The organism is Phaeovulum vinaykumarii, from assembly GCF_900156695.1.
Classification (GTDB): Bacteria; Pseudomonadota; Alphaproteobacteria; order Rhodobacterales; family Rhodobacteraceae; genus Bieblia_A; species Bieblia_A vinaykumarii.
The window spans coordinates 605,195-628,938 of sequence record NZ_FTOM01000001.1 but is presented as its reverse complement, the minus strand read 5'-3'; the positions used below and the strand labels follow the sequence as shown (position 1 = coordinate 628,938).

The 23,744-nt window shown below is 71.3% G+C and carries 23 protein-coding genes; 16 read left to right on the top strand and 7 right to left on the bottom strand.

Features of this window, described 5'->3' with window-relative positions; translation table 11 throughout:
* The first annotated feature begins 14 nt into the window (after nt 1-14).
* From BW949_RS02945 to folD, 13 genes are all read left to right on the top strand, one after another.
* Nucleotides 15-629, top strand: a complete 615-nt coding sequence (locus tag BW949_RS02945; RefSeq protein ID WP_076363393.1) for a hypothetical protein — start codon at nt 15-17, stop codon at nt 627-629.
* On the top strand, nt 626-1,060 hold the full coding sequence (gene ybgC / locus BW949_RS02940) for a tol-pal system-associated acyl-CoA thioesterase (protein ID WP_235816184.1): 435 nt from the start codon (nt 626-628) through the stop codon (nt 1,058-1,060). The genes BW949_RS02945 and ybgC overlap by 4 nt, the downstream gene beginning before the upstream one ends.
* 144 nt (nt 1,061-1,204) lie before the next feature.
* Entirely contained in the window at nt 1,205-1,900 is a 696-nt protein-coding gene (gene tolQ, locus BW949_RS02935; protein WP_076363391.1) for a protein TolQ, read from the top strand.
* Nucleotides 1,901-1,903: 3 nt separating this feature from the next.
* Entirely contained in the window at nt 1,904-2,371 is a 468-nt protein-coding gene (locus tag BW949_RS02930) for an ExbD/TolR family protein (protein WP_076363390.1), read from the top strand.
* A 157-nt stretch (nt 2,372-2,528) separates the two neighbouring features.
* Complete coding sequence (locus BW949_RS02925; protein WP_076363389.1) at nt 2,529-3,677, top strand: hypothetical protein; 1,149 nt, start codon at nt 2,529-2,531, stop codon at nt 3,675-3,677.
* A gap of 161 nt (nt 3,678-3,838) precedes the next feature.
* Nucleotides 3,839-5,284, top strand: a complete 1,446-nt coding sequence (gene tolB / locus BW949_RS02920; RefSeq protein ID WP_083947548.1) for a Tol-Pal system beta propeller repeat protein TolB — start codon at nt 3,839-3,841, stop codon at nt 5,282-5,284.
* Nucleotides 5,285-5,399: 115 nt separating this feature from the next.
* Nucleotides 5,400-5,912, top strand: coding sequence for a peptidoglycan-associated lipoprotein Pal (gene pal / locus BW949_RS02915; RefSeq protein ID WP_076363388.1), 513 nt, complete (start codon nt 5,400-5,402; stop codon nt 5,910-5,912).
* Between the two features lie 10 nt (nt 5,913-5,922).
* On the top strand, nt 5,923-6,762 hold the full coding sequence (ybgF, locus tag BW949_RS02910) for a tol-pal system protein YbgF (protein WP_076363387.1): 840 nt from the start codon (nt 5,923-5,925) through the stop codon (nt 6,760-6,762).
* Nucleotides 6,759-8,030, top strand: coding sequence for a tRNA lysidine(34) synthetase TilS (gene tilS / locus BW949_RS02905; RefSeq protein ID WP_083947547.1), 1,272 nt, complete (start codon nt 6,759-6,761; stop codon nt 8,028-8,030). The genes ybgF and tilS overlap by 4 nt, the downstream gene beginning before the upstream one ends.
* 84 nt (nt 8,031-8,114) lie before the next feature.
* Nucleotides 8,115-10,019: an ATP-dependent zinc metalloprotease FtsH gene (gene ftsH, locus BW949_RS02900; RefSeq protein ID WP_076363386.1), complete on the top strand. Its 1,905-nt coding sequence runs from the start codon at nt 8,115-8,117 to the stop codon at nt 10,017-10,019.
* Nucleotides 10,020-10,271: 252 nt separating this feature from the next.
* Nucleotides 10,272-11,048 (top strand): methyltransferase domain-containing protein, encoded by a 777-nt coding sequence (locus BW949_RS02895; protein WP_076363385.1) that lies wholly within the window; start codon nt 10,272-10,274, stop codon nt 11,046-11,048.
* Between the two features lie 83 nt (nt 11,049-11,131).
* Nucleotides 11,132-12,811, top strand: a complete 1,680-nt coding sequence (locus BW949_RS02890; protein WP_076363384.1) for a formate--tetrahydrofolate ligase — start codon at nt 11,132-11,134, stop codon at nt 12,809-12,811.
* Nucleotides 12,812-12,891: 80 nt separating this feature from the next.
* Entirely contained in the window at nt 12,892-13,788 is an 897-nt protein-coding gene (folD, locus tag BW949_RS02885) for a bifunctional methylenetetrahydrofolate dehydrogenase/methenyltetrahydrofolate cyclohydrolase FolD (protein WP_076363383.1), read from the top strand.
* A gap of 27 nt (nt 13,789-13,815) precedes the next feature.
* Here the strand turns inward: folD and BW949_RS02880 are convergent, their stop codons facing one another.
* Nucleotides 13,816-14,304, bottom strand: a complete 489-nt coding sequence (locus tag BW949_RS02880) for a PaaI family thioesterase (RefSeq protein WP_076363382.1) — start codon at nt 14,302-14,304, stop codon at nt 13,816-13,818.
* Nucleotides 14,305-15,058: 754 nt separating this feature from the next.
* Here BW949_RS02880 and BW949_RS17705 point away from each other — a divergent pair.
* Entirely contained in the window at nt 15,059-15,292 is a 234-nt protein-coding gene (locus tag BW949_RS17705; protein WP_083947546.1) for a LytTR family DNA-binding domain-containing protein, read from the top strand.
* Here the strand turns inward: BW949_RS17705 and pdeM are convergent.
* The 6 genes from pdeM to crtD all read right to left on the bottom strand — a co-directional run bounded on the left by pdeM (nt 15,240) and on the right by crtD (nt 21,410).
* A complete protein-coding gene (gene pdeM, locus BW949_RS02870; protein ID WP_076363380.1) occupies nt 15,240-15,920 on the bottom strand; it encodes a ligase-associated DNA damage response endonuclease PdeM in 681 nt (226 codons plus the stop codon). The genes BW949_RS17705 and pdeM overlap by 53 nt on opposite strands.
* A 32-nt stretch (nt 15,921-15,952) precedes the next feature.
* Nucleotides 15,953-18,451, bottom strand: a complete 2,499-nt coding sequence (locus BW949_RS02865; RefSeq protein ID WP_076363379.1) for a ligase-associated DNA damage response DEXH box helicase — start codon at nt 18,449-18,451, stop codon at nt 15,953-15,955.
* A gap of 37 nt (nt 18,452-18,488) precedes the next feature.
* Nucleotides 18,489-18,638, bottom strand: a complete 150-nt coding sequence (gene hemP / locus BW949_RS02860; RefSeq protein WP_076363378.1) for a hemin uptake protein HemP — start codon at nt 18,636-18,638, stop codon at nt 18,489-18,491.
* Nucleotides 18,635-18,793 (bottom strand): hypothetical protein, encoded by a 159-nt coding sequence (locus BW949_RS16995; protein WP_159440035.1) that lies wholly within the window; start codon nt 18,791-18,793, stop codon nt 18,635-18,637. Before BW949_RS16995 ends, hemP begins: the two co-directional genes overlap by 4 nt.
* A gap of 185 nt (nt 18,794-18,978) precedes the next feature.
* A complete protein-coding gene (gene crtC, locus BW949_RS02855; RefSeq protein ID WP_076363377.1) occupies nt 18,979-19,863 on the bottom strand; it encodes a carotenoid 1,2-hydratase in 885 nt (294 codons plus the stop codon).
* Between the two features lie 41 nt (nt 19,864-19,904).
* The gene (gene crtD / locus BW949_RS02850; protein ID WP_076363376.1) at nt 19,905-21,410 is read right to left on the bottom strand and encodes a 1-hydroxycarotenoid 3,4-desaturase CrtD; all 1,506 of its coding nucleotides are present in this window, start codon (nt 21,408-21,410) and stop codon (nt 19,905-19,907) included.
* A gap of 131 nt (nt 21,411-21,541) precedes the next feature.
* Here crtD and BW949_RS02845 point away from each other — a divergent pair, with 131 nt between their 5' ends.
* Together BW949_RS02845 and BW949_RS02840 are read left to right on the top strand one after the other, a co-directional pair.
* Nucleotides 21,542-22,432, top strand: a complete 891-nt coding sequence (locus BW949_RS02845; protein WP_076363375.1) for a polyprenyl synthetase family protein — start codon at nt 21,542-21,544, stop codon at nt 22,430-22,432.
* Nucleotides 22,433-22,435: 3 nt separating this feature from the next.
* Nucleotides 22,436-23,578, top strand: coding sequence for a methyltransferase (locus tag BW949_RS02840; RefSeq protein WP_076363374.1), 1,143 nt, complete (start codon nt 22,436-22,438; stop codon nt 23,576-23,578).
* Nucleotides 23,579-23,744: the final 166 nt, after the last annotated feature.

Genomic DNA, 23,744 nt, shown 5'->3' with positions numbered 1-23,744 from the left:
GACAGGAGGCCGAGATGACCCTGACGCCCGAGACGATCGCGGCGCTGTTCACCCGCGACGACAGCTATCGCTTTGCCCGCTGGACGCGGCCCATCGTGCCTTGCGTCTTTGGCGCCGATGACGCGACGCTGGCGGCGATCAAGGGCGGGATCGAGGCGGTGGTGACGCTGGCCGGTCACCGCATGGCCGAGACCGACGCCGAGATGGGCGCCAACCTGTGGGTGTTCCTGATCCGCGACTGGGCCGAACTGGACGGCGTGCCCGAGCTGGGCGGGCTGATCGAGGGGATCGGGCAGACCGCGCAGATCCTGGCCGCGCGCGGGGCCAGCCGCTATGCGCAGGTCCGTTTCGAGGCCGAGGGCGCGATTCGCGCCGTCTTCCTGTTCGTGCGCGTGGACGAGGCCGCGCCGATGGCGGCCGAGGATCTGGCGCTGGAACTGGGCGTCACCGCGATCCTCGACTGGGCGCGCCCGCCGGTGCTGGGGCTGGCGGGCGACCGCATGGTGGTGCCGCCCGATCTGGCCTCGCTGATCCGGGCGGCCTATGATCCGGTGCTGCCGGCGGCCAGCGCCGATCCGGCCCATGCGCTGCGTCTCTTCGCCCGTGTCGCCGCGGCGGGGGCGGCATGATGAAAGAGCTGGGCGCAGTGGATGCAACCGGCGGCGACCGGATCCCGGTGCGGGTCTATTATGAGGACACCGACCTTGCCGGCATCGTCTATTACGCCAATTACCTGCGCTTCATCGAACGCGGGCGCACCGAATATGTCCGCGCGCGCGGGCTTGACCAGGCGGCGCTGAAGGCCCGGACCGGCGTCGTCTTCGCCGTTCGCCGGGTCGAGGCCGATTATCTGTCGCCGGCCCGCTTCGACGACCTGCTCGAGGTCGTCACGCGGCTGGTGCAGCTGAGCGGGGCGCGCATCGTTATGGACCAGGAGGTCCGCCGCGGCGCCGAAACCCTGTTCCGGGCGCGGGTGACGATGGCGGCGCTGCGCCCCGACGGCGCGCCGGCACGGTTGTCGGCGGAAATTCGCCAGCAATTGGCGGCAGACGCGGGCTGATCACGTCAAGCTGTGCGTCCTGGCGCGGCATCTCCCTTGGAAAGCAGAGGGGGGCCGTGTAGAATCGCGCCCAAGATCCGCCGCGAAAAGGCGGCACAGCCCCGCCGCGCAAGGGCGGCACAGTCAACGACGAGCAGTGATATCATGGACCCCCAGACCCTTGCCGCCGCGCAAGAGATCGACTTTTCGCTGATCGCGCTCTTTGCGCGGGCCACGCTGACGGTGAAGCTGGTGATGCTCATGCTCATCGGCGCCAGCTTCTGGTCCTGGGCGATCATCATCCGCAAGTTCCTGACCTATCGCCTGGCCCGGCGCGAGGCCGCCATCTTCGACCGCGCCTTCTGGTCGGGCGAGCCGCTGGACGAATTGTTCGACGCCATCGGCCCCACGCCCGCGGGGGCCTCGCAGCGCATCTTCGCCGCCGGCATGTCGGAATGGCGCCGCAGCCACCGGCAGGACGGCGAGCTGATCGCCGGCGCCCAGGCCCGCATCGACCGTTCGATGAACGTGGCCATCGCCAAGGAGACCGAGGTTCTGAACGCCGGTCTGCCCTTCCTGGCCACGGTGGGCTCGACCGCGCCCTTCGTGGGCCTGTTCGGCACCGTCTGGGGCATCAAGGCCGCCTTCGAGGAAATCGCCATCTCGCAGAACACCTCGCTTGCGGTGGTGGCGCCCGGCATCGCCGAGGCGCTTCTGGCCACCGGGCTGGGGCTTCTGGCGGCGATCCCGGCGGTGATCTTCTACAACAAGCTCTCCTCGGATGCCGACCGGATCGCGGCGGGCTATGACGCCTTTGCCGACGAATTCGCCACCATCATCTCGCGCCAGCTGGACGCCTGAGCCATGGGCGCCGGGGTTCTGAAATCCACGCGGGGCGGGCGCAGGCGCGGCGCGCGCACCCGTCACGCCGCGATGAGCGAGATCAACGTCACCCCCTTCGTGGACGTGATGCTGGTGCTTCTGATCATCTTCATGGTGGCCGCGCCGCTTATGACGGTGGGGGTGCCGCTCGATCTGCCCAAGAGCGCGGCGCAGCCCGTCCCGGCCGAGACCGAGGAGCCGCTGGTGGTGTCGCTGACCGCCGAGGGGGGGCTGGCGCTGATGAACAGCGAGATCCCGCCCGAGGAGCTGATCGACCGGCTGCGCGCCGTCGCCGCCGAGCGCGAGAGCGACAAGATCTATCTGCGCGCCGACGGAAGCCTTCCCTACGAGGAGGTGGTGCAGGTCATGGGCGCGATGAACGCGGGCGGCTTTACCAACATCGTTCTGGTGACCGACACGGGCGGGCCGGCGATGGCGGGCGGCAACTAGGATCGGCAGGCGTCCGCCCCGGTGGGGCGCGGCGCGCAGGTGTCGGGCGGGCCACGGGCGGCCTGCGCGGCGGGGCAGGGGATGCGGCGAATGGGCCGCGGCCGGGGGCGCAGCCCCCGGGGACAGGCAAGCGGGGCGGACCAGGGGCATCATGCCTATGGAACGGGCTGAAAAGATCGGCATCGGCGTCTCGGCGGCGCTGCACGGCGGGCTCATCATCTGGGTCGCGCTGGGCGATTGGCTGTTCGACCCGACGCCGCCCGAACCGATCGAGATCGCCGAGGTGTCGGTGATCTCCGAGGCCGCCTTCCAGCAGATCGTGGCGGCCGCCCCCCGCGCTGCCGAGACCCCCGCCGAGCCCGAGACCCCGGCGCCGGTTGCCGCCGCGCCCGAGCCCGAACCCGAACCCGCGCCGCAGCCCGACCCCGAACCGGCCCCGGAGCCCTTGCCTGACCCGCAGGTCGCCGCGCCCGAACCCGAACCCGAGGCCGAGCCCGCGCCGATGCCCGTGCTGCCGCCGGTTGCGGAACCCGCGCCGATGCTGGCCCCCGACATCAGCGCCCGCCCGCGGCCCCGGCCCGCCGATCGCGTGGCGCCGGTGCCCTCGGAGACGCCGGCGCCCGATGCGCAGACCGCCGAGACCGCGGTGCGCGAGACCCGCCCCGAGGAAAGCCCGGCGCCCGACCCCGAGCCGCCCCGCCCCGAGGCCGCCCCGCCCGAGGCCACGACGCAGATCGTGACCGAGGACGTGGAGACCGACGACCGGCCGCAATCCTCGGCGCCGCGGTCTTCGCCGCGACCGCCGGGGCGTCCGGCCCGACCGGATCCCGCCCCCGAGACCCGCACCGCGGCCCCCGCGGCCACACCCCCCGCGGCCACGCCCCCCGCGCGCGACACCCGCGACGCGGTGGCCGACGCCCTGGCCGAGGCGCTTGCGGGCAGCGACGACAGCACCGGCGGCGTGGGCCGTGCGGCCTCGGGGCCGCCGCTGACCGCGGGCGAACGCGAGGCGCTGGTCGTTGCGGTCAAGGCCTGCTGGAACGTGGGGGCGCTGTCGTCCGAGGCGTTGCGCACGGTCGTGACCGTGGGCTTCGACATGACCCCCGACGGCCGGCCGGTGAACGGCTCGATCGCGCAGCTGAGCTATACGGGCGGTTCGGAGGCCGCCGCCGCGCAGGCCTTCGAGGCCGGGCGCCGCGCCATCATCCGTTGCGGCGCGAGCGGTTTCCCGCTTCCGCCCGAGAAATACGACCAATGGCAGCGGATCGAGATTGTCTTCAACCCCGAAAAGATGAGGATGAAGTGATGCCCGGCCCCCGCTTCGCTCCCGTCACCGCCCCCGCTTCCGGGGTCCGCCGCGACCCGGTTCTTCCCGGTGCCGGTGCTGCCGGTCCGGGTTGCCTTGCCGCCGATGTCCGTGCGCCCGCCCGCGCCGCCCCTGTCCAGAGGATGCAAGCCTTGCCCGCCATGCTGTCCCGTTTCGTTTCGTCCCGCCCTGTCCCGGCCCGTTCCCCGAAATCCACCCCCCCGAAATCCACCCCCACGCCCGCCTGTTCGCCCGTCCTGCGCGGCGCGCTTTGCCGGTTCCGGCTGCCGCTGGCGGGGCTTCTGATCGGGCTGGCGGCGCTGGCCGGGCAGGGCACGCCCGCCGCCGCCCAGACCGGCCCGCTGCGCATCGAGATCACCGAGGGCGTGATCGAGCCACTGCCCTTCGCGCTGCCCACCTTCGTGGCCGAGGATGCCGGTGCTGCCCGCTATGCCGCCGAGCTGTCGCAGGTGATCGCGGCGGATCTGTCGAACACCGGCCTTTTCCGCGAGATCCCGCCCTCGGCGCATATCGCGCGGGTGGACCGCTTTGACGCGCCCGTCGCCTATGCCGACTGGAAGGCCATCAACGCCCAGGCGCTGATCGTGGGGTCGGTGTCTTCGGGGGGCGGGCGGATCACGGTGCGCTTCCGGCTGTTCGACGTCTATTCCGGCGCCGAGCTGGGCGAGGGGCTGCAACTGGCCGCCTCGGAGGGCAGCTGGCGGCGGCTGGCGCACAAGGTCGCCGATCAGGTCTATGCCCGTATCACCGGCGAGGGCGCCTATTTCGACAGCCGTGTGGTCTTCGTGGCCGAGGCCGGGCCCAAGAACGCCCGCCAGAAGCGGCTGGCGATCATGGATTATGACGGCGCCAACGTGCAGTTCCTGACCGATGCCTCGACCATCGTGCTGGCGCCGCGCTTCTCGCCTTCGGGGGATCGCATCCTCTACACCACCTTCGAGACCGGCTTTCCGCGGGTGAAGATGCTTGACGTCTCCTCGAGCGCGGGGTCGTTCCTGCCCGAGCAGCCCGGCACCATGACCTTTGCGCCGCGGTTCTCGCCCGATGGCAGCCGCGTGGTCTATTCGCTCGAGCAGGGCGGCAACACCGACATCTGGATGGTGGGCGTGAATGGCGGGGCGCCGATGCGCCTGACCAACACCCCCGCCATCGAGACCGCGCCGTCCTTCTCGCCCGATGGCAGCCAGATCGTGTTCGAGAGCGACCGCTCGGGCAGCCAGCAGCTTTACATCATGCCCGCCTCGGGCGGCGAGGCGCGGCGGATCTCGTTCGGCTCGGGGCGCTATGGCACGCCGGTCTGGTCGCCGCGCGGCGACATGATCGCCTTCACCAAGCAGGATGCCGGCCGCTTCCACATCGGCGTGATGCGCACCGACGGCACCGAGGAACGCCTGCTGACCAATTCCTTCCTGGACGAGGGGCCGACCTGGTCGCCCAACGGCCGCGTCATCATGTTCACCCGTGAAAGCGCCGGGGTGGGCGGCGAGCCGCGTCTCTATTCCGTGGACATCTCGGGGCGCAACCTGCGCCAGGTGCCCACCGCGGGGCCGGCGTCCGACCCGGCGTGGTCGCCGCTCCTGCCCTGAGCCGCGCCCGAAGGCCCCGGCCCTTGATGCCAAATCCCCGATGCTGCGTTTGCAGCATCGGGCCGACATGCTAAACTTGGCCACGCTCTGCGGGCCCAAATGGAAAGCGCAAGAAATGACCCTGTTTCCCAAAGTGATGATGATCTGTTCGGCGCTGGCCCTGGCCGCGTGCTCCAACCCCGACCGCTTCGGGGCGGGCGGCGGTGCGGGCGGCATGGGCGGCATCGACCAGTCCAGCCTCGGCGGCGCGAATGATCCGCGCAGCCCGGCCTATTTCAACCAGACCATCGGCGACAAGGTCCTGTTCGCCGTCGATCAATCCACGCTGTCGCCGCAGGCGCGCCAGACCCTGACCGGCCAGGCGCAATGGCTGGGCGCCAACACGCAATATTCCGCCATCGTCGAAGGCCATGCCGACGAGCAGGGCACGCGCGAATACAACCTTGCCCTGGGGGCGCGCCGCGCCAATGCGGTGCAGGAATTCCTGATCTCGCAGGGGGTGGCGTCGAACCGGCTGCGCACCGTCTCCTATGGCAAGGAGCGCCCGCTGGCGGTCTGCTCGAGCGAGGATTGCTATGCCCAGAACCGCCGTGCGGTGACGGTGATCTCGCTCGGCGCGGGCAGCTGAGGGCCGGGACATGCGCAGACGTCTTGTCCTGACCCTTGCGCTGATCCTGTCCGGCCCGCTCACCGGTCCCGCGCTGGCGCAGGACCGGGCCGCGACGCTGGCGGACATCCGTGCCGAACTGGGCAGCCTGGGCGCCCAGATCCAGGCCTTGCGCGGGGAGCTGGTGGCCTCGGGGCCCTCGGGGATCGCGGCGGCGGGCGGGGTCACCGCGCTTGAGCGGATGGACGCGATGGAGGCCGCGCTGACGCGGCTGACCGCGCGGTCCGAGGATCTGGAGAACCGCATCAACCGCATCGTGGCGGATGGCACCAACCGGTTGGGGGATCTGGAATTCCGGGTCTGCGAACTGGAACCCGCCTGCGATATCAACGCGATCGGGGCCACCGCGCCTTTGGGCGGGGCCGCGGCGGTGACGCCGGCGCCCCCGCCCGAAACGCCGGAAGGCGACGCCGATCAGGGCTCGATGGCGATCAACGAACAGGCCGATTTCGACCGGGCGCGGGAGGTGCTCGGTCAGGGTGACTTTCGCCGCGCCGCCGAGCTCCTTGCGACCTTTGCCCAAACCTACACGGGCAGCCCCCTGACCGCCGAGGCGATGTATCTGCGCGGGCTGGCGCTGTCGCGGGACGGCGATGCAACCGGGGCGGCGCGGGCCTGGCTCGATGCCTTTTCGGCCGCGCCCGAAGGGCCGCGGGCGCCCGACAACCTGCTGGGGCTGGGTCAGTCGCTGAACGCGCTGGGTCAGAAGGCCGAGGCCTGCACGACGCTGGGACAGGTGGGCGCGCGCTTTCCCGAGGCCCCCGCCGCCGCCGAGGCCGCCCGCGCGATGCAGGTCATCGGCTGTTCGTGAGCGCGAGCGCCACAGATCCGCACGCCGGGGCGCTGGACCGGGTCGAGGCCGCGGCGGACGCGGCCTTTTCCCTGCCCGAGGGGGCGGGCGGGCGCCGGCTGGCGGTCGCGGTCTCGGGCGGGGGCGATTCGATGGCGGCGCTGCATCTGCTGGCCGCGCGCCATCCTGTTCGGGCGGTCACGCTGGACCACGGCCTGCGCCCCGAAGCCGCCGCCGAGGCCGCGCAGGTCGCGCGCGCCTGCGCGGACCTCGGCGTGCCCCACACGGTTCTGCGCTGGACCGACAGGCCCGCGGGCGGCAACCTGATGGATGCCGCGCGCCGGGCCCGGCTGCGGCTGATCGGGGCCTGGGCGTGCGCCGAGGGGGTGACGGATGTGGTGCTGGCCCATACCGCCGACGATCAGGCCGAGACCTTCCTGATGCGGCTGGGCCGCGAGGCGGGGCTGGCGGGCCTTGCCGGGATGCGCCCGTCCTGGCACGAGGCGGGCGTGCGCTGGCACCGGCCCTTCCTGGGCGTGACGCGTGCCGATCTGCGGATCTGGGCGCGCGCCCAAGGGATCGCCTGGGCCGAGGATCCGACCAACGACAACCCCGCTTACCTGCGGGCCCGCGCGCGTCGGGCCCTGCGCGATCTGGCGCCCCTGGGCCTGCGCGCCGAAGGGCTGGCCGCGGTGGTCGCGCATCTTTCCGAGGCCGAGGAGGTCGTGCGCGCCGCCGCGCGCGGGGCGATGGCGGCACTGGCGCAGGTGGCGGCGGGCGATCTGGTGTTTGACGCGGCCGGCTTCGACGCCCAGCCGATGGAGATCCGCCGCCGCCTGATGCGCGCGGCCCTGGCCTTCGTGGGCGCGGCGCATGCGGCTGGCCCCGGTTATCCGCCGCGCGCGCGGGCGCTGGCCGCACTTCTGGCGCCGGCGGAATTCGACCGGACATTGGCGGGGTGCCGCATTCGCCGGGCCGGGGGCCGGCTGCGGGTGGCGCGCGAATTTCGCGCGGTGGCGGATCTGGTGGCGCCGGGGCCGGTCTGGGACCGCTGGCGCATCGCCGGGGCCCCCCTGCCGCCCGGCGCCACGATCAGGGCGCTGGGGCCTGCGGGCCTGGCGCGCCTGCCCGACTGGCGGGTGGGGGGGCTGCCGCGGCCCTCGGCGCTGGCCAGCCCCGGCATCTGGCAGGCCGACCGGCTTCTGGCCGCGCCGCTTCTGGCCCCCGGCGGTCCCTGGCGGGCCGAACTTCTTCACCCCGATCCGGCGCATTTTCTATTCCCGCATTGAACCCGCCCGCCGATTGCCTATTTTCTGCGACAAGCCCGCCCCGCCCGGTGCGGGGTGTGCAATTCTGACTTTGGAGGGTTTCCCTTGGGCAACGCACGCAATGTCGCCTTCTGGGTGGTGCTGTTCCTGCTGATTCTGGCGCTGTTCAATCTGTTCAGCGGCGGCCAGGCCACGATGAACGCGCAAAGCGTCAGCTACTCGGACTTTCTCGAACGCGTCGATAACGGAAACGTGAGCGCGGTCACTCTGGACGGCGAGGACGTGATCTTCATCGGCCAGGACGGTTCGCGCTTCACCACCGTCAAGCCCGAGAACGACGATATCACCGGGCGTCTGATCGACCACAATGTCGAGGTCCGCGTCGAGCGCCAGGAGCAATCCGGGATCATGTCGCTTCTGGGCGTGTGGATGCCCTTCCTGGTGCTGATCGGCATCTGGATCTTCTTCATGAACCGCATGCAGGGCGGCGGCAAGGGCGGGGCCATGGGCTTTGGCAAGTCGCGCGCCAAGCTTCTGACCGAGAAGCACGGCCGCGTCACCTTCGACGATGTGGCCGGCATCGACGAGGCCAAGGAAGAGCTGGAAGAGATCGTCGAATTCCTGCGCAACCCGCAGAAGTTCAGCCGTCTGGGCGGCAAGATCCCCAAGGGCGCGCTGCTGGTCGGCCCGCCCGGCACCGGGAAAACCCTTCTGGCGCGCGCCATCGCGGGCGAGGCGGGCGTGCCCTTCTTCACCATCTCGGGGTCGGATTTCGTCGAGATGTTCGTGGGCGTCGGCGCGTCGCGCGTGCGCGACATGTTCGAGCAGGCCAAGAAGAACGCGCCGTGCATCGTCTTCATCGACGAGATCGACGCCGTGGGCCGGTCGCGCGGTGTCGGCATCGGCGGCGGCAATGACGAACGCGAACAGACGCTGAACCAGCTTCTGGTCGAGATGGACGGGTTCGAGGCCAACGAGGGCATCATCATCGTGGCCGCCACCAACCGCCGCGACGTGCTGGACCCTGCGCTGCTGCGTCCGGGCCGCTTCGACCGCCAGATCCATGTTCCCAACCCCGACATCAAGGGCCGCGAGAAGATCCTGGGCGTGCATGCCGGCAAGGTGCCGACCGGCCCCGATGTCGACCTGCGCGTGATCGCGCGCGGCACGCCGGGCTTTTCCGGGGCGGATCTGGCCAACCTGGTCAACGAGGCGGCGCTGATGGCCGCGCGCGTCGGTCGCCGCTTCGTGACGATGGAAGACTTCGAGAACGCCAAGGACAAGGTGATGCTGGGGGTCGAGCGCCGGTCGATGGTGCTGACGCCCGAGCAGAAGGAAAAGACCGCCTATCACGAGGCCGGCCACGCCATCGTCGGGTTGTCGCTGCCCAAATGTGACCCGGTCTACAAGGCCACGATCATCCCGCGCGGCGGCGCGCTGGGCATGGTCGTCAGCCTGCCCGAGATGGACCGGCTCAACATGCACAAGGACGAGGCCAAGCAGCGCATCGCCATGACCATGGCCGGCAAGGCCGCCGAGATCATCAAATATGGCGAGGACTCGGTGTCGAACGGCCCGGCGGGCGATATCCAGCAGGCGTCCAGCCTGGCGCGCGCCATGGTCATGCGCTGGGGCATGTCCGACAAGGTCGGCAGCGTCGATTATGCCGAGGCCCACGAGGGCTATTCCGGCAATACCGCGGGTTTCTCGGTTTCGGCGCATACCAAGGAGCTGATCGAACAGGAGGTCCGCGACCTGATCGACGAAGGCTACCGCGAGGCCGTGCGCATCATCACCGAGCGCCGCGAGGAATGGGACCGTCTGGCGCAGGGGCTTCTGGAATACGAGACCCTGACCGGCGACGAGATCAAGCGCGTGATGAAGGGCGAGCCGCTCGATGGCGACGACGACGGCGACACGCCGAAATCGGCGTTGCCCTCGGTGGCCTCGATCCCGCGCACGCGGCCGGCGCGCGGGGCCGGTGACAGCACCCCCGAACCGCAGGCCTGAGCGGCCCCTCCGGGACGGGCGCAGAACGGCCAGGGGCCGGTCCTTCGGGGCCGGCCTTTGTCTTTGGCGGCGGGGGTTTGGCCGGCGCGCCTGCGGCAGTTTGGGCACGTTTCGGCGCGGCCTCCGGGGCGGGACACGACGCCCCCTTGCCTTTGCCGCGCGTCCGCGGCGGAATGGCAGCCAAGGACAGGGTCCGGCGCGCCTCCGCTGTGGGCGCCGGAACGCAATATCCCGCGGGAGGCGGAGGGCAGGATGGCGGATTGGAACCCGGAAAGTTATGCGCGCTTTGGTGGCCTGCGGCTGCGGCCGGCGCTGGATCTTCTGGCGCAGGTGCATCTGACCGCGCAGGGCGACGTGATCGACCTGGGCTGCGGCAACGGCCTGGTTGCGGGCGCGTTGCGCGCGCGCGCGCAGGGGCGGCGGCTGATCGGGGTGGATACCTCGCCGGCGATGCTCAAGGCCGCCTCCGGGACGGCGGCCTATTCGCGCCTGGTGCAGGCCGATGCGCGCGCCTGGATGCCCGAACGCCCGCCGGCGATGATCTTCTCGAATGCGCTGGTGCATTGGCTGGACGATCACGAGACGCTCCTGCGCCGGCTGGCGGGCTTCCTGGCGCCGGGGGGCATCCTGGCGGTGCAGATGCCGCGCCAGCACGGGGCGCCCTCGCATCGGTTCCTGCGCGATTTCGCCGCCGAGATGTTCCCCGACCGCTTCGATTTCACCGATTGGGAGCCGCCCGTCGCCGCCCCGGCCGAATATCACCGGATGCTGGCGCCGCTGGGCCTGCCCGATGTCTGGCAGACCGATTACGTCCAGCGCCTGGGCAAGGTGAAGCACGGCCATCCCGTGCGCCGCTTCACCGAGCCGACGGCGATGCGCCCCTTCCTCGAGCAGCTGACCGAGGACGAGGCGGGGGCCTATATCGCGCGCTATGACGCGGCGCTGGCGGCGGCCTATCCGCTGGCCGAGGACGGATCGGTCCTCTTCCCCTTCCGGCGGGTCTTCTTTACGCTGACGGTCCCGGGCTGACGGCCTGCCTGCCGCGGGGCAGGCAGGGCGCGCGTCCGGGCGCCCAGTCAACTCATGCCTGTCACCCCCTTGCCGGAAGCACGATGCCGCACCTGACCGATATCGAGATCGCCCGCCGCGCCGAAAAGCGCCCCCTGCCCGAGATTGCCGCCAAGCTGGGGATCCCCGGCGCGGCGCTGATCCCCTATGGCCATGACAAGGCCAAGATCGCGGCCGATTTCCTGCATGGGCTTGCCGACGATCCGGCGCGCAGCGACGGGCGGCTGATCCTGGTCACGGCGATCAACCCCACCCCCGCGGGCGAGGGCAAGACCACCACCACCGTGGGTCTGGGCGACGCGCTGGCGCGGATCGGCAAGCGCACCGCGATCTGCCTGCGCGAGGCCTCGCTCGGGCCGAATTTCGGGCTCAAGGGCGGGGCGGCCGGCGGCGGGCGGGCGCAGGTCGTGCCGATGGAGGACATGAACCTCCATTTCACCGGCGACTTCCACGCCATCGGCGCGGCGCATAACCTGCTGGCGGCGATGATCGACAATCACATCCACTGGGGCAACGCGCTGGGGATCGACCCGCGCCGGGTGACCTGGCGGCGGGTGCTGGACATGAACGACCGCGCCTTGCGCGACATCGTGGCGGGGCTGGGCGGGCCCGGCAACGGCCAGCCGCGCCAGACGGGCTTTGACATCACCGTCGCCTCCGAGGTCATGGCCTGCCTGTGCCTGGCGCGCGATCTGGCCGACCTTCAGGCGCGGCTGGGGCGCATCGTCGTGGCCGAGACCTTCGACCGCCGCCCGGTGCTTGCGCGCGATCTCAAGGCGCAGGGCGCGATGACGGTGCTCTTGCGTGACGCGATCCTGCCCAACCTCGTGCAGACGATCGAGCACACCCCCGCCTTCGTCCACGGCGGCCCCTTCGCCAATATCGCGCATGGCTGCAATTCGCTGGTGGCGACGCGCGCGGCGCTGCGGCTGGCCGATTACGTGGTGACCGAAGCGGGCTTTGGCGCCGATCTGGGGGCCGAGAAATTCCTGGATATCAAGGCGCGGATCGGCGGGCTGACGCCGGCGGCGGTGGTTCTGGTGGCCACGGTGCGCGCGCTCAAGATGCATGGCGGCGTGGACCGTGCCGATCTGGGGCGCGAGGACGTGGCCGCGCTGCGGCGCGGGGCGGCCAACATGGCGCGCCACATCCGCAACCTGCGCGGCTTTGGCCTGCCGGTGGTGGTGGCGGTCAACCATTTCGACGCCGACACCGAGACCGAGACGGCCGCACTGATCGACGCGGCCCGCGCCGAGGGGGTCGAGGCCATTTCCTGCCGGCACTGGGCCGAGGGGGCCGCGGGCGCCGAGGCGCTGGCGCATGCGGTGGCGGGCCTGTGCGACGGGCCGTCGGACTTCGCGCCGCTTTACCCCGACGAGATGCCGCTTCGGGAGAAGATCGAGACCATCGCTACCCGTATCTATGGGGCGGCGCGGGTCGAGATGGCGCCCGCCGTGGAACGCCAGCTTGCCGAATGGCAGGACGCGTTCGGGCATCTTCCGGTCTGCATGGCCAAGACCCAGGCCAGCTTCTCGGCCGATCCCGCGCGGCTTGGGGCGCCCTCGGACCACGTCGTCCCCGTGCGCGAGGTGCGGCTGGCGGCCGGGGCGGGCTTCGTGGTGGCGATCTGCGGCGAGATCCTGACCATGCCGGGCCTGCCGCGCCATCCCGCGGCCGAGAGCATCGGCCTGGACGGCGACGGCAACATCGTGGGGCTGTTCTGAGGGCGCGGCCCTTGTGAAGGCAGGCGGAACCGCGCTAATCCGCAGGCATAGAGGCGATCGGGCGACAGATGGGGGCGCGCATGGGCGGCACGGCAGAAATCATCGACGGCAAGGCATTCGCGGCGGGCCTGCGGGCCCAGATCGCCGAGAAGGTGGCAGCGCTCAAGGACGCGCACGGCCTGACGCCCGGTCTGGCCGTCGTGCTGGTGGGCGAGGATCCCGCCAGCCAGGTCTATGTCCGCTCGAAGGGCAAGCAGACGGTCGAGGTGGGGATGAATTCCTATGAACACCGCCTGCCCGAGACCACCAGCCAGGACGAACTGATGGCGCTGATCGCGCGGCTGAATGCCGATCCGTCGGTGCATGGCATTCTGGTGCAATTGCCGCTGCCCGGCGGTCTTGACGCCGAGGCGGTGATCAATGCGATCGACCCGGCCAAGGACGTGGACGGGTTCCATATCCTCAATGTCGGCCGGCTGGGCACGGGGCAAAAGGCAATGGTGCCCTGCACGCCGCTGGGCTGCCTGATGATGCTGCGCGACCATCTGGGGTCGCTCTCGGGGCTGAACGCCGTGGTCGTGGGGCGCTCGAATATCGTCGGCAAGCCGATGGCGCAGCTGCTGCTGGCCGAAAGCTGCACCGTCACCATCGCCCATTCGCGCACCCGCGATCTGGCCGCGGTCTGCCGGGGTGCCGATATCCTGGTCGCGGCGGTGGGCCGCCCCGAGATGATCCCGGGCGACTGGATCAAGCCCGGCGCCACCGTGATCGACGTGGGCATCAACCGTATCGAACGCGACGGGCGCAACGTTCTGGTGGGCGACGTCGATTTCGCCTCGGCGGTGCAGGTCGCGGGCGCCATCACCCCGGTTCCGGGCGGGGTGGGGCCGATGACCATCGCCTGTCTTCTGGCCAACACGCTGACCGCGGCCTGCCGCGCGGCGGGCCTGCCCGACCCCGAGGGCCTGACGCCCTGACGTCGCTGCGCGGGCCGGGGCGCCCGCTCAGGCCGGGTCGGCGGGGGGTGTCGGCTCGGGCGGGGCGGAAGGGGCGGAAACCGGGACCATCGTGCCCTGCATCAGCGCGACGACCCGCAGGCTGCCGTCCTCGGCCTGCGCGGCCACCTCGGCGGTCACCACGACCAGACGCTTGCCGGCACGGGCCACGCGCCCGCGGGCGATCAGCGCGCGGCCGGTGGCGGGCGACAGCAGGTTGATCTTCATCTCGGCGGTCATCACCTCGGCGTCCGGTTCCATCATCGTCAGCGCCGCATAGCCGGCCGCCGAATCGCCCAGTGCAAAGGTCAGCCCGGCATGGGCCGCGCCGTGCTGCTGGCTGGTCTCGGGGGTGATCGGGGCCGCGATCTCGCACAGGCCCGGCGACAGCCGCGCAAGCCGCGCCCCGAAGCTGCGCATCAGCCCTTGCCGGTCAAAGGACGCCTGCACGACCCGGCCGATATCGGTCCCGAGCAGATCTTGCGCCGTGTCGCTCATGGCAGGTTCCCCCTTGCGTCCTGTCCCCGTTTCCCGTGGCCCCACGTTTTCCGTGCTCCCCACCTTCCCGTGCTCCCCGCCGGCCCCGCCGCGCCGGCAGGCCGGGGGCAAAGGTCGCCAAGCTCGCACCGGATTGTGCATTCCTGCGCAGGGCGATAGCAAGCTGTCGTGGACGATCTGGCGCATCATCGCCGCCGCGGCCTCTATGAGGTCTGCCAGAGGCTTGTCACCGCCCCCGGCGCGCCTCTCGGCTGGGGCGTCGTCTCGGCGGTGGCGGTGCTGGCCGGCCCGCTGGGGTCGTTCGAGGCGCTCGGCTTTCTGGAGCGCCTGGCGATCTGGCCCGTGGTCATCGCGGTCTGCATCGCGGTGGGGTCGGGGCTGCGCCTTTGGGTCGAACGGCATGTGCCGGGCGAGATGGCGCAGGCGCTGTGGCTGGCGGGGCTGTGCGCGCTGGTGCTGTGGCTGCCGCTGCATCTTCTGACCGGGCATATGATTGTGGACAGTCCTGCGCATCTGCCGCATGCGCTGACGGTGATGGCGCTGGTGGCGGTGTCGTCGCTGGGTGTGTCGGCCTTGCGCGGGCTGATGGCGCGGCCGGCCGGGGACAGCGGGTCGGCGCCGGCCACCGGGCCGCGGCTTCTGGCACGGCTCGCGCCGGCGCAGCGCCGGCCGGTGCTGCGGATCTCGGGGCGCGACCATTACGTCGAGGCGACGACCACGGCGGAAACGGCGCGGCTGCTCCTGCGCTTTTCCGATGCGCTGGCCGAGCTGGACGGGACCGAGGGTCTTGAGGGTGCACCGCTCGCATTGGGTGGCGCGGGGCTTTGTCACCGGCGGGCAGCGCGATGGCGGCCGCGCGACGCTGCATCTGGCCGATGGATCGACCGTGCCGGTCTCGCGTTGGTTCCTGCCGCAGGTGCGCGCCGCGGGGTTGCTCAGCGACGCGCCCCCTGCCGCGCCCCGTTCCGTCGGCCGCGCGCAGGGCTGAGCCCGGCCAGCGGCACGGCCAGCGCGCGATCCCCCGTCAGCACCGCCAGCGCATCGGCGCGCATCAGCCCCGCAAGTGCCGGATCGTCGGCGCTCAGCCCGCCGGTATAGGTGCCAAAGGCCGGCAGGATCACCCGGTCGCGGTCGATCAGGAAGGCCGGGCGCGCGCGGCCCGCGCCGATCCGGGCCTTGGGGTGGAAATGTCCCGAGATCTCGGCCCGCGCGCCGGGGCGGGCGATATGGCGCAGGACCAACGGGCCCAGGGTCATCGCCTCGGGGGCGCCGGCGGGGTCGTGGTTGCCCGCGATCCAGATCCAGTCGCGCCCCGCGCACAGGGTGGCCAGCTGCGCGGCCTCGGGGGGGGGCAGGGCGCGGGCGGCATCATCGTCGAAGGAATCGCCCAGCGCGATCACCCGCGCGGGCCGGGTGGCGGCGATCTCGGCGCCCAGGCGTTCGAGCGTCTGCGCGGTCTCGTAGGGGGGCAGCAGCGCGCCGCCCTGCCGGGCCATGCGCGCCGCCTTGCCCAGGTGCAGATCGGCCACGATCAGCGTGGCCAGATCGGGCACGAACAGCGTGCCCGCCGCGCGCGCCTCGAGCGCCAGGCCGCAGAGGGTGAAGCGAAACGACATGGCCCGGGGCGTGACCTGCGCGGGGGACGCTGTCAAGCCTGCCCCGTCTTGCCCGGAACCCTATCGCCCAGCCCGCCTTCGCCCAGCCCGTTTTCTTCCAGGCCGGCCTCGGCCATCAGCCGCGCGGCCTCGGCGGCCTCGAGGCGCGCGCGGCCCGCCCCTTCGATCGGCACCCGCCCCGCCTCGAGCAGGAGCGGCGCGATCAGGGGCGGCAGCCGGTCCAGCGCGCGGTGCTCGATCCGGCCGGCGACGCGCGCCAGCATCTCCTCGAGCCGCTCGAAGTCGATCAGCCCGCGCATCGCGGCCACGCGGGTCAGGCGCAGCATCAGGTGGTCGGGCTCGTGGCGGGCCAGCGTGTCATAGAGGATGTCCGACGAGAAGGTCGCCTGCCGCCCGCTCTTGCGCGCGCCGGGCCGGTTCGGGGCCAGAAGGCCCGCCACCGTCGCCACATCGCGGAAGGTGCGCTTCATCAGCGCATTGCCGCGAAGCCAACCCTCAAGCCCCGCGCGCAGCCCCTGCGCCGACAGAAGGGCGGCCGGATCGGGCGCGGGATCGACCGACCAGACCAGCGTGGCGTGATCCGAGGCGACGAAGCCCAAGGGGCCCAGCCCCGCCTCTTCCATGCGCTGGGTCAGCAGCAGGCCCAGCGTCTGTTGCGCATTGCGCCCGGCCAGGCCCCAGACCGCCAGATGCGGGCGCCCGTCCAGCGGGAAGGTCTCGATCAGCAGCCGCCCCATCCCCGGCAGCCCCGAGCGCGCCCCTTGCAGCGCGATCCAGTCGCGGCTGTCGGGGTCAAGCGGGGCGGGATCGGCCAGAAGGGCCGCCACCTCGGCGCACAAGGTGGCCGAGGTCGAGAACTTGCCCCCCGAATAGACCGCGATTCGCGGGATGCGGCCGGGCGCGGGGGTGACCTCGGCCACGGTCTCGCGCAGGGCGTCGAAGCGCACGACCTGCCCGCCGATCAGGAAATGCTCGCCGGGGCGCAGGGTGGCGGCAAAGGCTTCCTCGATCTCGCCCAGATCGGGGCCGCGGCGGGCGCGCACGCGGGTCATCTCGCGCCCGGTGATCGTGCCCAGGTTCATGCGGATGTCGCGGGCGCTGCGCGGGTCGCGCAGGCGCCACAGCCCGTCGCGGCAGACCAGCCGTTGCCAGCGGTCATAGGCGCGCAGGGCATAGCCGCCGGTGGCGCAGAAGCTCAGGCAATCGTCGAATTCGGCGCGGCTGAGGTCGACATAGGGCCCCGCGGCGCGGGCTTCGGCGAGCAGGGCGTCGGCGTCGAAGGGCCCGGCGCAGGCGGTCATCAGGATGTGCTGGCACAGCACCTCGCGCGCGCCGGGGCGGGGGGGCTCGGGCTCCAGCAGGCCCGCCGCCACCGCCCGCAGCGCGGCATGGCATTCGATGGCCTCGAAGCGGTTGGCGGGCACCAGGCGCGCCTTGGGGACATGGTCGGGGCGGTGACCGGCACGGCCGATCCGCTGCACCAGGCGCTTGACGTTTTTTGGCGCGCCGATCTGGATCACCAGATCCACCGCGCCCCAGTCGAGCCCCAGATCGAGGCTGCCCGTCGCCACCACCGCGCGCAGACGACCCGCGGCCATCGCGGCTTCGACCTTCTCGCGGGTGGCGCGGTCGAGGCTGCCATGATGAAGCGCAATGGGCAGGTTGTCGTCATTGGCCAGCCACAGCGCATGGAAGAACAGTTCCGCCTGCGCGCGGGTGTTGTGAAAGACGATCACCTGCCGATGCGCCCGGATCGCGGCCAGCACGGCCGCCACGGCATGGCGCCCGCCGCCCCCGGCCCAAGGCGCGGGCGGGGCGGGCAGGATGCCCAGATCGGGGGGCGGGGCCGCCTCTGCGCGCAGGATCTGCGTGCCGGCCGGGTCGAGGTAATCCGCGATGGCCTGGGGCGCGCCGACGCTGGCCGACAGGCCCACCACCCGCAGCCCCGGCGCCAGCCGCCGCAGCCGCGCCAGGCACAGCGCCAGCTGATCGCCGCGCAGCGTGCCCGCCAGCGCATGCACCTCGTCGACGATCACGCGCTTGAGGGGGGCGAAGGTCTGCGCGGCCTCGGGCTGGCTCAGCATCACCGCCAGGCTTTCGGGCGTGCTGAGCAGGATATGGGGCGGGTCGATGCGCTGGCGCCGGCGGCGCGATTGCGGGGTGTCGCCGGTGCGCGCCTCGATGCGGATGGGCAGGCCCATCTGGGCCACCGGCTGGTCGAGGTTGCGCGCCATGTCCGCCGCCAGCGCCCGCAGCGGCGAAATGTAAAGCGTATGAAGCCCCGCGCGCGGCGTCTCGCACAGATCGATCAGGCTGGGCAGGAACCCCGCCAGCGTCTTGCCCGCCCCGGTCGGCGCGATCAGAAGCGTTGACGCCGCGCCATCTGGGGCCGCCCCACCCGAGCCTGGCCCGGAGACCGCCAGCATCGCCGCCTGATGCGGCAGAAGCTGCCAGCCGCGCCCGGCCAGCCAGTCGGCGATCCGGGCGGGAAGCGGGGGCGTGGGGCCGGGCGAAGGCAGGGTGGGGGTCATCCGCGCGATCTGGGGCGGCGCGGGCGCGAAGGCAAGCCTATTTGGTCAGGATCAGCTTGCCCGCGCGGGTGATGCGCAAGGTGTAGGTCTGGCCGTTCAGCGTGATATTGGCCAGATTGCCGCCCTGGGTCAGGTCGGTGGCGTCATGGGCGGGCAGCGCGTCGGTGAAAGCGGTCTGGACGTTCATCGGGCGTTCTCGATCTTGTCAAGGAGATGGTCAAGATTGGCGGGACGGCAGTCGATGGTTTCGGCCACGACCTGCACCAGATCCCGCAAGGTGAAGGGCTGGCCTTCGGCGGGACGGGGCGGCCGGAACGGGTCTGGGGACTGCGGATCGGGCATGGGAACCTCCTTTGAACCCTCCTGTCGGTGCGCGTATCTGAATTCTGACTAAAAAGGTCGGGCATGTAAAGCCCCAGAATCCGCGGACCCGAGATCACGAAATCGCCAGCGCGGGGGGCGGGGCGGCACGGAAAAAGGCCCGCCGGAGGGGGCGGGCCTTTCGGGACAGGGCGCAAAGGAAGGCGTCAGCCCTGATCGTCGGGCCAGCGCCAGCCGGGGCGGCGGGGCACCCGCACCGCGATCATCGGCTTGAGCAACGGCGAGGCGAAGCGGCGCAGGTCCAGGGCCTCGTGCACGCCGACGGTGCGTTCGGTGCCGATCTGCGTCTCGACCAGCGCGCGCGAATAGAAGGGCGCGTCCAGCATCGACAGCACCTGGCGCGGCCGGAAGCCGCCATCGGCGCGGGTGTCGCGGCGCACGAACCAGCCCGAGCGCGCGAAATGCGCCTGGGGCGGCAATTCGTCGATCATGCGCACGCTGCCGTCGCGGTCGACCTCGATGCCCAGGGCGAAGGTCGAATCGTCCGCGCGCACGCCGTCGTAATAGACCGTGGCGCCGCGCGCGGTGGGAAAGCGGCCCCAGGTCCAGAAGTGGAAGTCATCCTCGAGCGCGGCAGTGCCGAAATTGGCGTCGAAATAGCCGTGCCCCTTCCAGACATGGCCCTGCGTCAGGTTCACCTCGATCTCGGCGGTGGGGGCGAAGGGGCGCCAGACATGGCTGCCCGAGGGCGTCAGCGCCAGTTCCACATTGGTCAGCGCGCTGGGCGTCAGCGTGATCGTGCCGCGCACCCGGCTGACATGCGGCATGGCCGAGATTTCCTCGACCTCGACGATCAGCTGCCGGCCGGTCCAATACATCCGCGACGGGCCCACGCGCAGCTCGTCTTCGGACTGGCGCAGCGCCGCGCGGCCGCGGTCGGTCATCGTGAAGCGGCCGTTGCGGCCATAGGTGGCCACGTTGATGCAGCAGTGATCCTCGGGGTTCTTGCGGCCCGACCAGCGATACCACGGCGAGAAGACCGAGCCGATGAAGCCGATCACCGAGACCGCGCGGTCGCCCTCCTCGGACACGCCGTCGAGATACCACCAGGCATAGCCGTCGGGCGGAACCTCTAGGTTGAAGCAAGGTCGTTCAAGATCGCCTCGGCCGCATGCCGGCCGGAGAGGGTTGCCATCGGCACCCCCGCCCCCGGATGGGCCCCGCCCCCCGCCAGATAGAGCCCCTGCACCCGGCTGCGCGCCCGCGGCCGCGCCATCGACGCCAGCAGCCCGTGTGGGGATCGCCCGTAGAGGGAACCTTGCGACGCCGGGAACAGCCCCGCGAATTCCGCCGGTGTCGTCAGCGTCCGCAGCTCCGGGCGCGGGCTGAAGCTCAGGCCGAAGCGCTCCATCCGGTCGAAGGTTTCCTTCAGGCATCGTTCTTTTTCTCCGGGTTCGGGGTCGGTCACGCCCGCGGGGACGGGCGGTCCGTTCATGATGATCTCGAAACGCTCGGCGCCGCCATCGGGAATGGTGTCGCGGCGGTCCTGCGCGCAGAGATAGAGCGTGGGGTCGGCAGGGGGCAAGCCGCGGTGGATGGGCAGGAACTCGGTCTTGGGATCGGCGCAGAAGAACAGGTTGTGATGGACAAGCGGCAGCCCCCTGGGTTCGGCCGCATAGGCCCAGACCCAGGCCGACAGGCTGCGCGGCTGCACGTTGCCGCGCGTGACCGCGCGCCGCACGTCACCGCCCAGAAGCCCGGTATGAAGCGCCGCCGGGTCGCCGTTGAAGACCACGATGTCGGCCGGCAGCGTGCCGGCATCGGTGACGACGCCCGTCACCTTGCCGTTGCGGGTCTCGATCTGGCGGGCGGGCGTGTCATAGCGGATCTCGGCGCCCTTCTTCTCGCACAGCCTGGCCAGCGTCTGCGCCAGCCGGTGCATGCCGCCCTCGACCGCCCAGACGCCGCGGGCCTCGGCCTTCCAGACCAGCGCCAGAACCGCCGGCGAGCCATAGGGCGTGCCCCCGACATAGGTCGCATAGCGCCCGAAGAGCTGGCGCAGGCGCGGGTCGCGGAAGATCCGGTCGGCCGCGCGCGCCAGCGTCACGCCGGGCAAGAGCATCGGCCAGATCGCCGAGCGTTCCATCGCCGCGCGCGCGATCTCGATGGAATTGGGGTCGCCCCGGCGCATCATCGGCACGTCGAAGGCGGTGTAGAGCTCGCCCGACAGTCGGTCGAAGCGGCGGAAGTCCGCCTCGGCCTGCGCCCCGCCCCAGTCGCGGATGAAGGCCGCGCTCTCGTCCACGTCGCCGGTCAGGTCGAGCTGCGAGCCATCCGTCCACCAATGCCGCGCCAGCACCTTCTGCGGGATCAGCCGCAGGTGATCCTCGAGCCGCTCGCCCACCAGGGAAAAGAGCCCGTCGAAGACATCGCGCAAGGTCAGCACCGTCGGCCCGGCATCGACCGGCCCGGCCTCCGACGGCAGGGTGCGCATGCGTCCGCCGGGCGTCGAACGCGCCTCGAGCAGGGTGACATGATGGCCCGCATGTGCCAGTCTGAGCGCCGAGGACAGCCCGCCCATGCCCGCGCCGATGACCACGATCCTCTGCGCCGGAGCGCCGCTTTGTCGCTGTCTCATGAGCCCCCTGCCTGCTTTGTCACGGGGGCGGATTGTTGACTCGCCCCGCAGGACTGTCCAGTATGATTTACAGTTCAGGTGTAAGTCTGGAATTACACCTTTTCCGCAGGAAATCCCGTGAAAGGGGCGCCATGGCACTGGAGACAAGGATTGAATCGGCGATCGCGAAGGCCATCGCCATCGGGCAGACGAACTGCTCGGACGTGGGGTGCGTCGCTCCGCCGCGGCTGGCTTCGGCGCTCGAATATGCCGTGACGCCGGGGGGGGCGCGCATCCGCCCGACCATCCTGCTGAGCGTGGCGATGGCCTGCGGGGACGACAAGCCGGTGCTGTCCGACACGGCGGCCGCGGCGCTGGAGCTGATCCATTGCGCCAGCCTCGTGCATGACGATCTGCCCGCCTTCGACGACGCCGACATGCGGCGCGGCAAGCCCACGATCCACATCGCCTACAACGAACCGCTGGCGGTGCTGTGCGGCGACAGCCTGATCGTGCTGGCCTTCGACATCCTGGCGCGGGCCGCCGACGAGGATCCGCGCCGCGCGCTGGCGCTGATCCGGTCGCTGGCCGCGCGCACGGGGATGCCGCAGGGCATCTGCGCGGGGCAGGGCTGGGAAAGCGAGGAGAGCGTGAACCTGGCGGCCTATCACCGGGCCAAGACCGGCGCGCTGTTCATCGCCGCCACCCAGATGGGCGCCATTGCCGCGGGTCAGGAACCCGAGCCCTGGACCGAGCTGGGTGCGCGCATCGGCGAGGCGTTCCAGGTGGCCGACGACCTGCGCGACGCGCTGTGCGACGCCGAGACGCTGGGCAAGCCGGCGGGGCAGGACGTGGTCCACGAACGCCCCTCGGCGGTGACCGAGATGGGCGTCGAGGGCGCGATCCAGCACCTGCGCGACATCCTGTCGGGGGCGATTGCCTCGATCCCGTCCTGTCCGGGCGAGGCCCAGCTGGCCGAGATGGTGCGCCGCACCGCCCAGCGGATGGTGCCCGCCGCCCCCGCCGACAAGGCCGGGGCCTGAACCATGGCCCAGCCGGCACCCGTGCCCGGCGCGTCCACCTGGACGGGCCGGATCAATCGGCTCATCGCCTCGCCCCGCTTTCAGGCGGTGATGGCGCGTCTGCCGGTGTTCAGCCGCATGACCCGCGCCGAGGGCGAGGCCATGTTCGGCCTGGTCCAGGGATTCGTGCAGAGCCAGGCGCTGTTGGCGCTGGTCGAGCTGCGGGTTCTGCACAAGATGGTGGAGGCGCCGGTGGCCCCGGCGCAGATCGCCCAGGACTGCGGCCTGTCCGAGAACCGCATGGCGCTTCTGATGCAGGCGGGCGCGGGGATGGGCCTTCTGCGCCGGCGCCGTGACGGCCGCTATGGCCTGTCGCCGCGCGGCGCGGCCTTTCTGGGGGTGCCGGGCCTCGAGGCGATGGTCCGCCATCATTCGGTGCTCTACCGCGACCTGACCGATCCGGTGGCCTTCCTGCGCGGCGAGACCGAGCCGGGGCTGGCAAAGTTCTGGCCCTATGTCTTCGGTGCCGAAGGGGCGGCCGACCCCGAGGTGGTGGAGGCCTATTCCAACCTCATGGCCGACAGTCAGGCGATCGTGGCCGACGACACGCTGGCGATGGTGGACCTGCGCCCGGTGCGCCACCTCATGGACGTGGGCGGCGGCACCGGGGCGTTCCTGACCGCGGTCGGGCGGAAGCATCCGCATCTGAAGATGACGCTCTTCGATTTGCCGGTGGTGGTCGAGGGCGCGACGGCGCGCTTCACCGAAGCCGGGCTGATGGACCGCGTGACCATCGTGCCGGGGTCGTTCCGCGACGACGCCCTGCCCGAGGGGCCCGATGCGATCAGCCTGGTGCGGGTGCTGTTCGATCACGCCGACGCAACGGTCGAGGCGCTGCTGGCGCGGGTCTTTGCCGCGCTGCCGCCCGGCGGACGCGTGATCGTCTCCGAGGCGATGGGCGGCGGTGACCGGCCGATCCCCGCGACCGATGTCTATTTCGCCTTCTATTGCGCGGCGATGCAGACCGGCCGGGTGCGTTCGGGCGCCGAGATCGCGGGGCATCTGTCGCGCGCGGGCTTCGTCGAGGTGAAGCCCCGGCGCGGCTTCCGGCCCTATGTCGCCTCGATCGTCACGGCGCGCAAACCGGGCAATCTGCCGGCCGCCTGACCTGCGACAACGGGTGCCCGCCGCGGGCGCCCGTAACAGCCGCCTTACATGTCAATTTGGATTGACACCTTTGACTGTAAGCCTAAAGTGACACCTGTTCCGGGGGCAGGGATCCGACTCGTGATTGCGGGTCGCGGCGGCCGTCCGGTCAATCCGAAGGAGATGT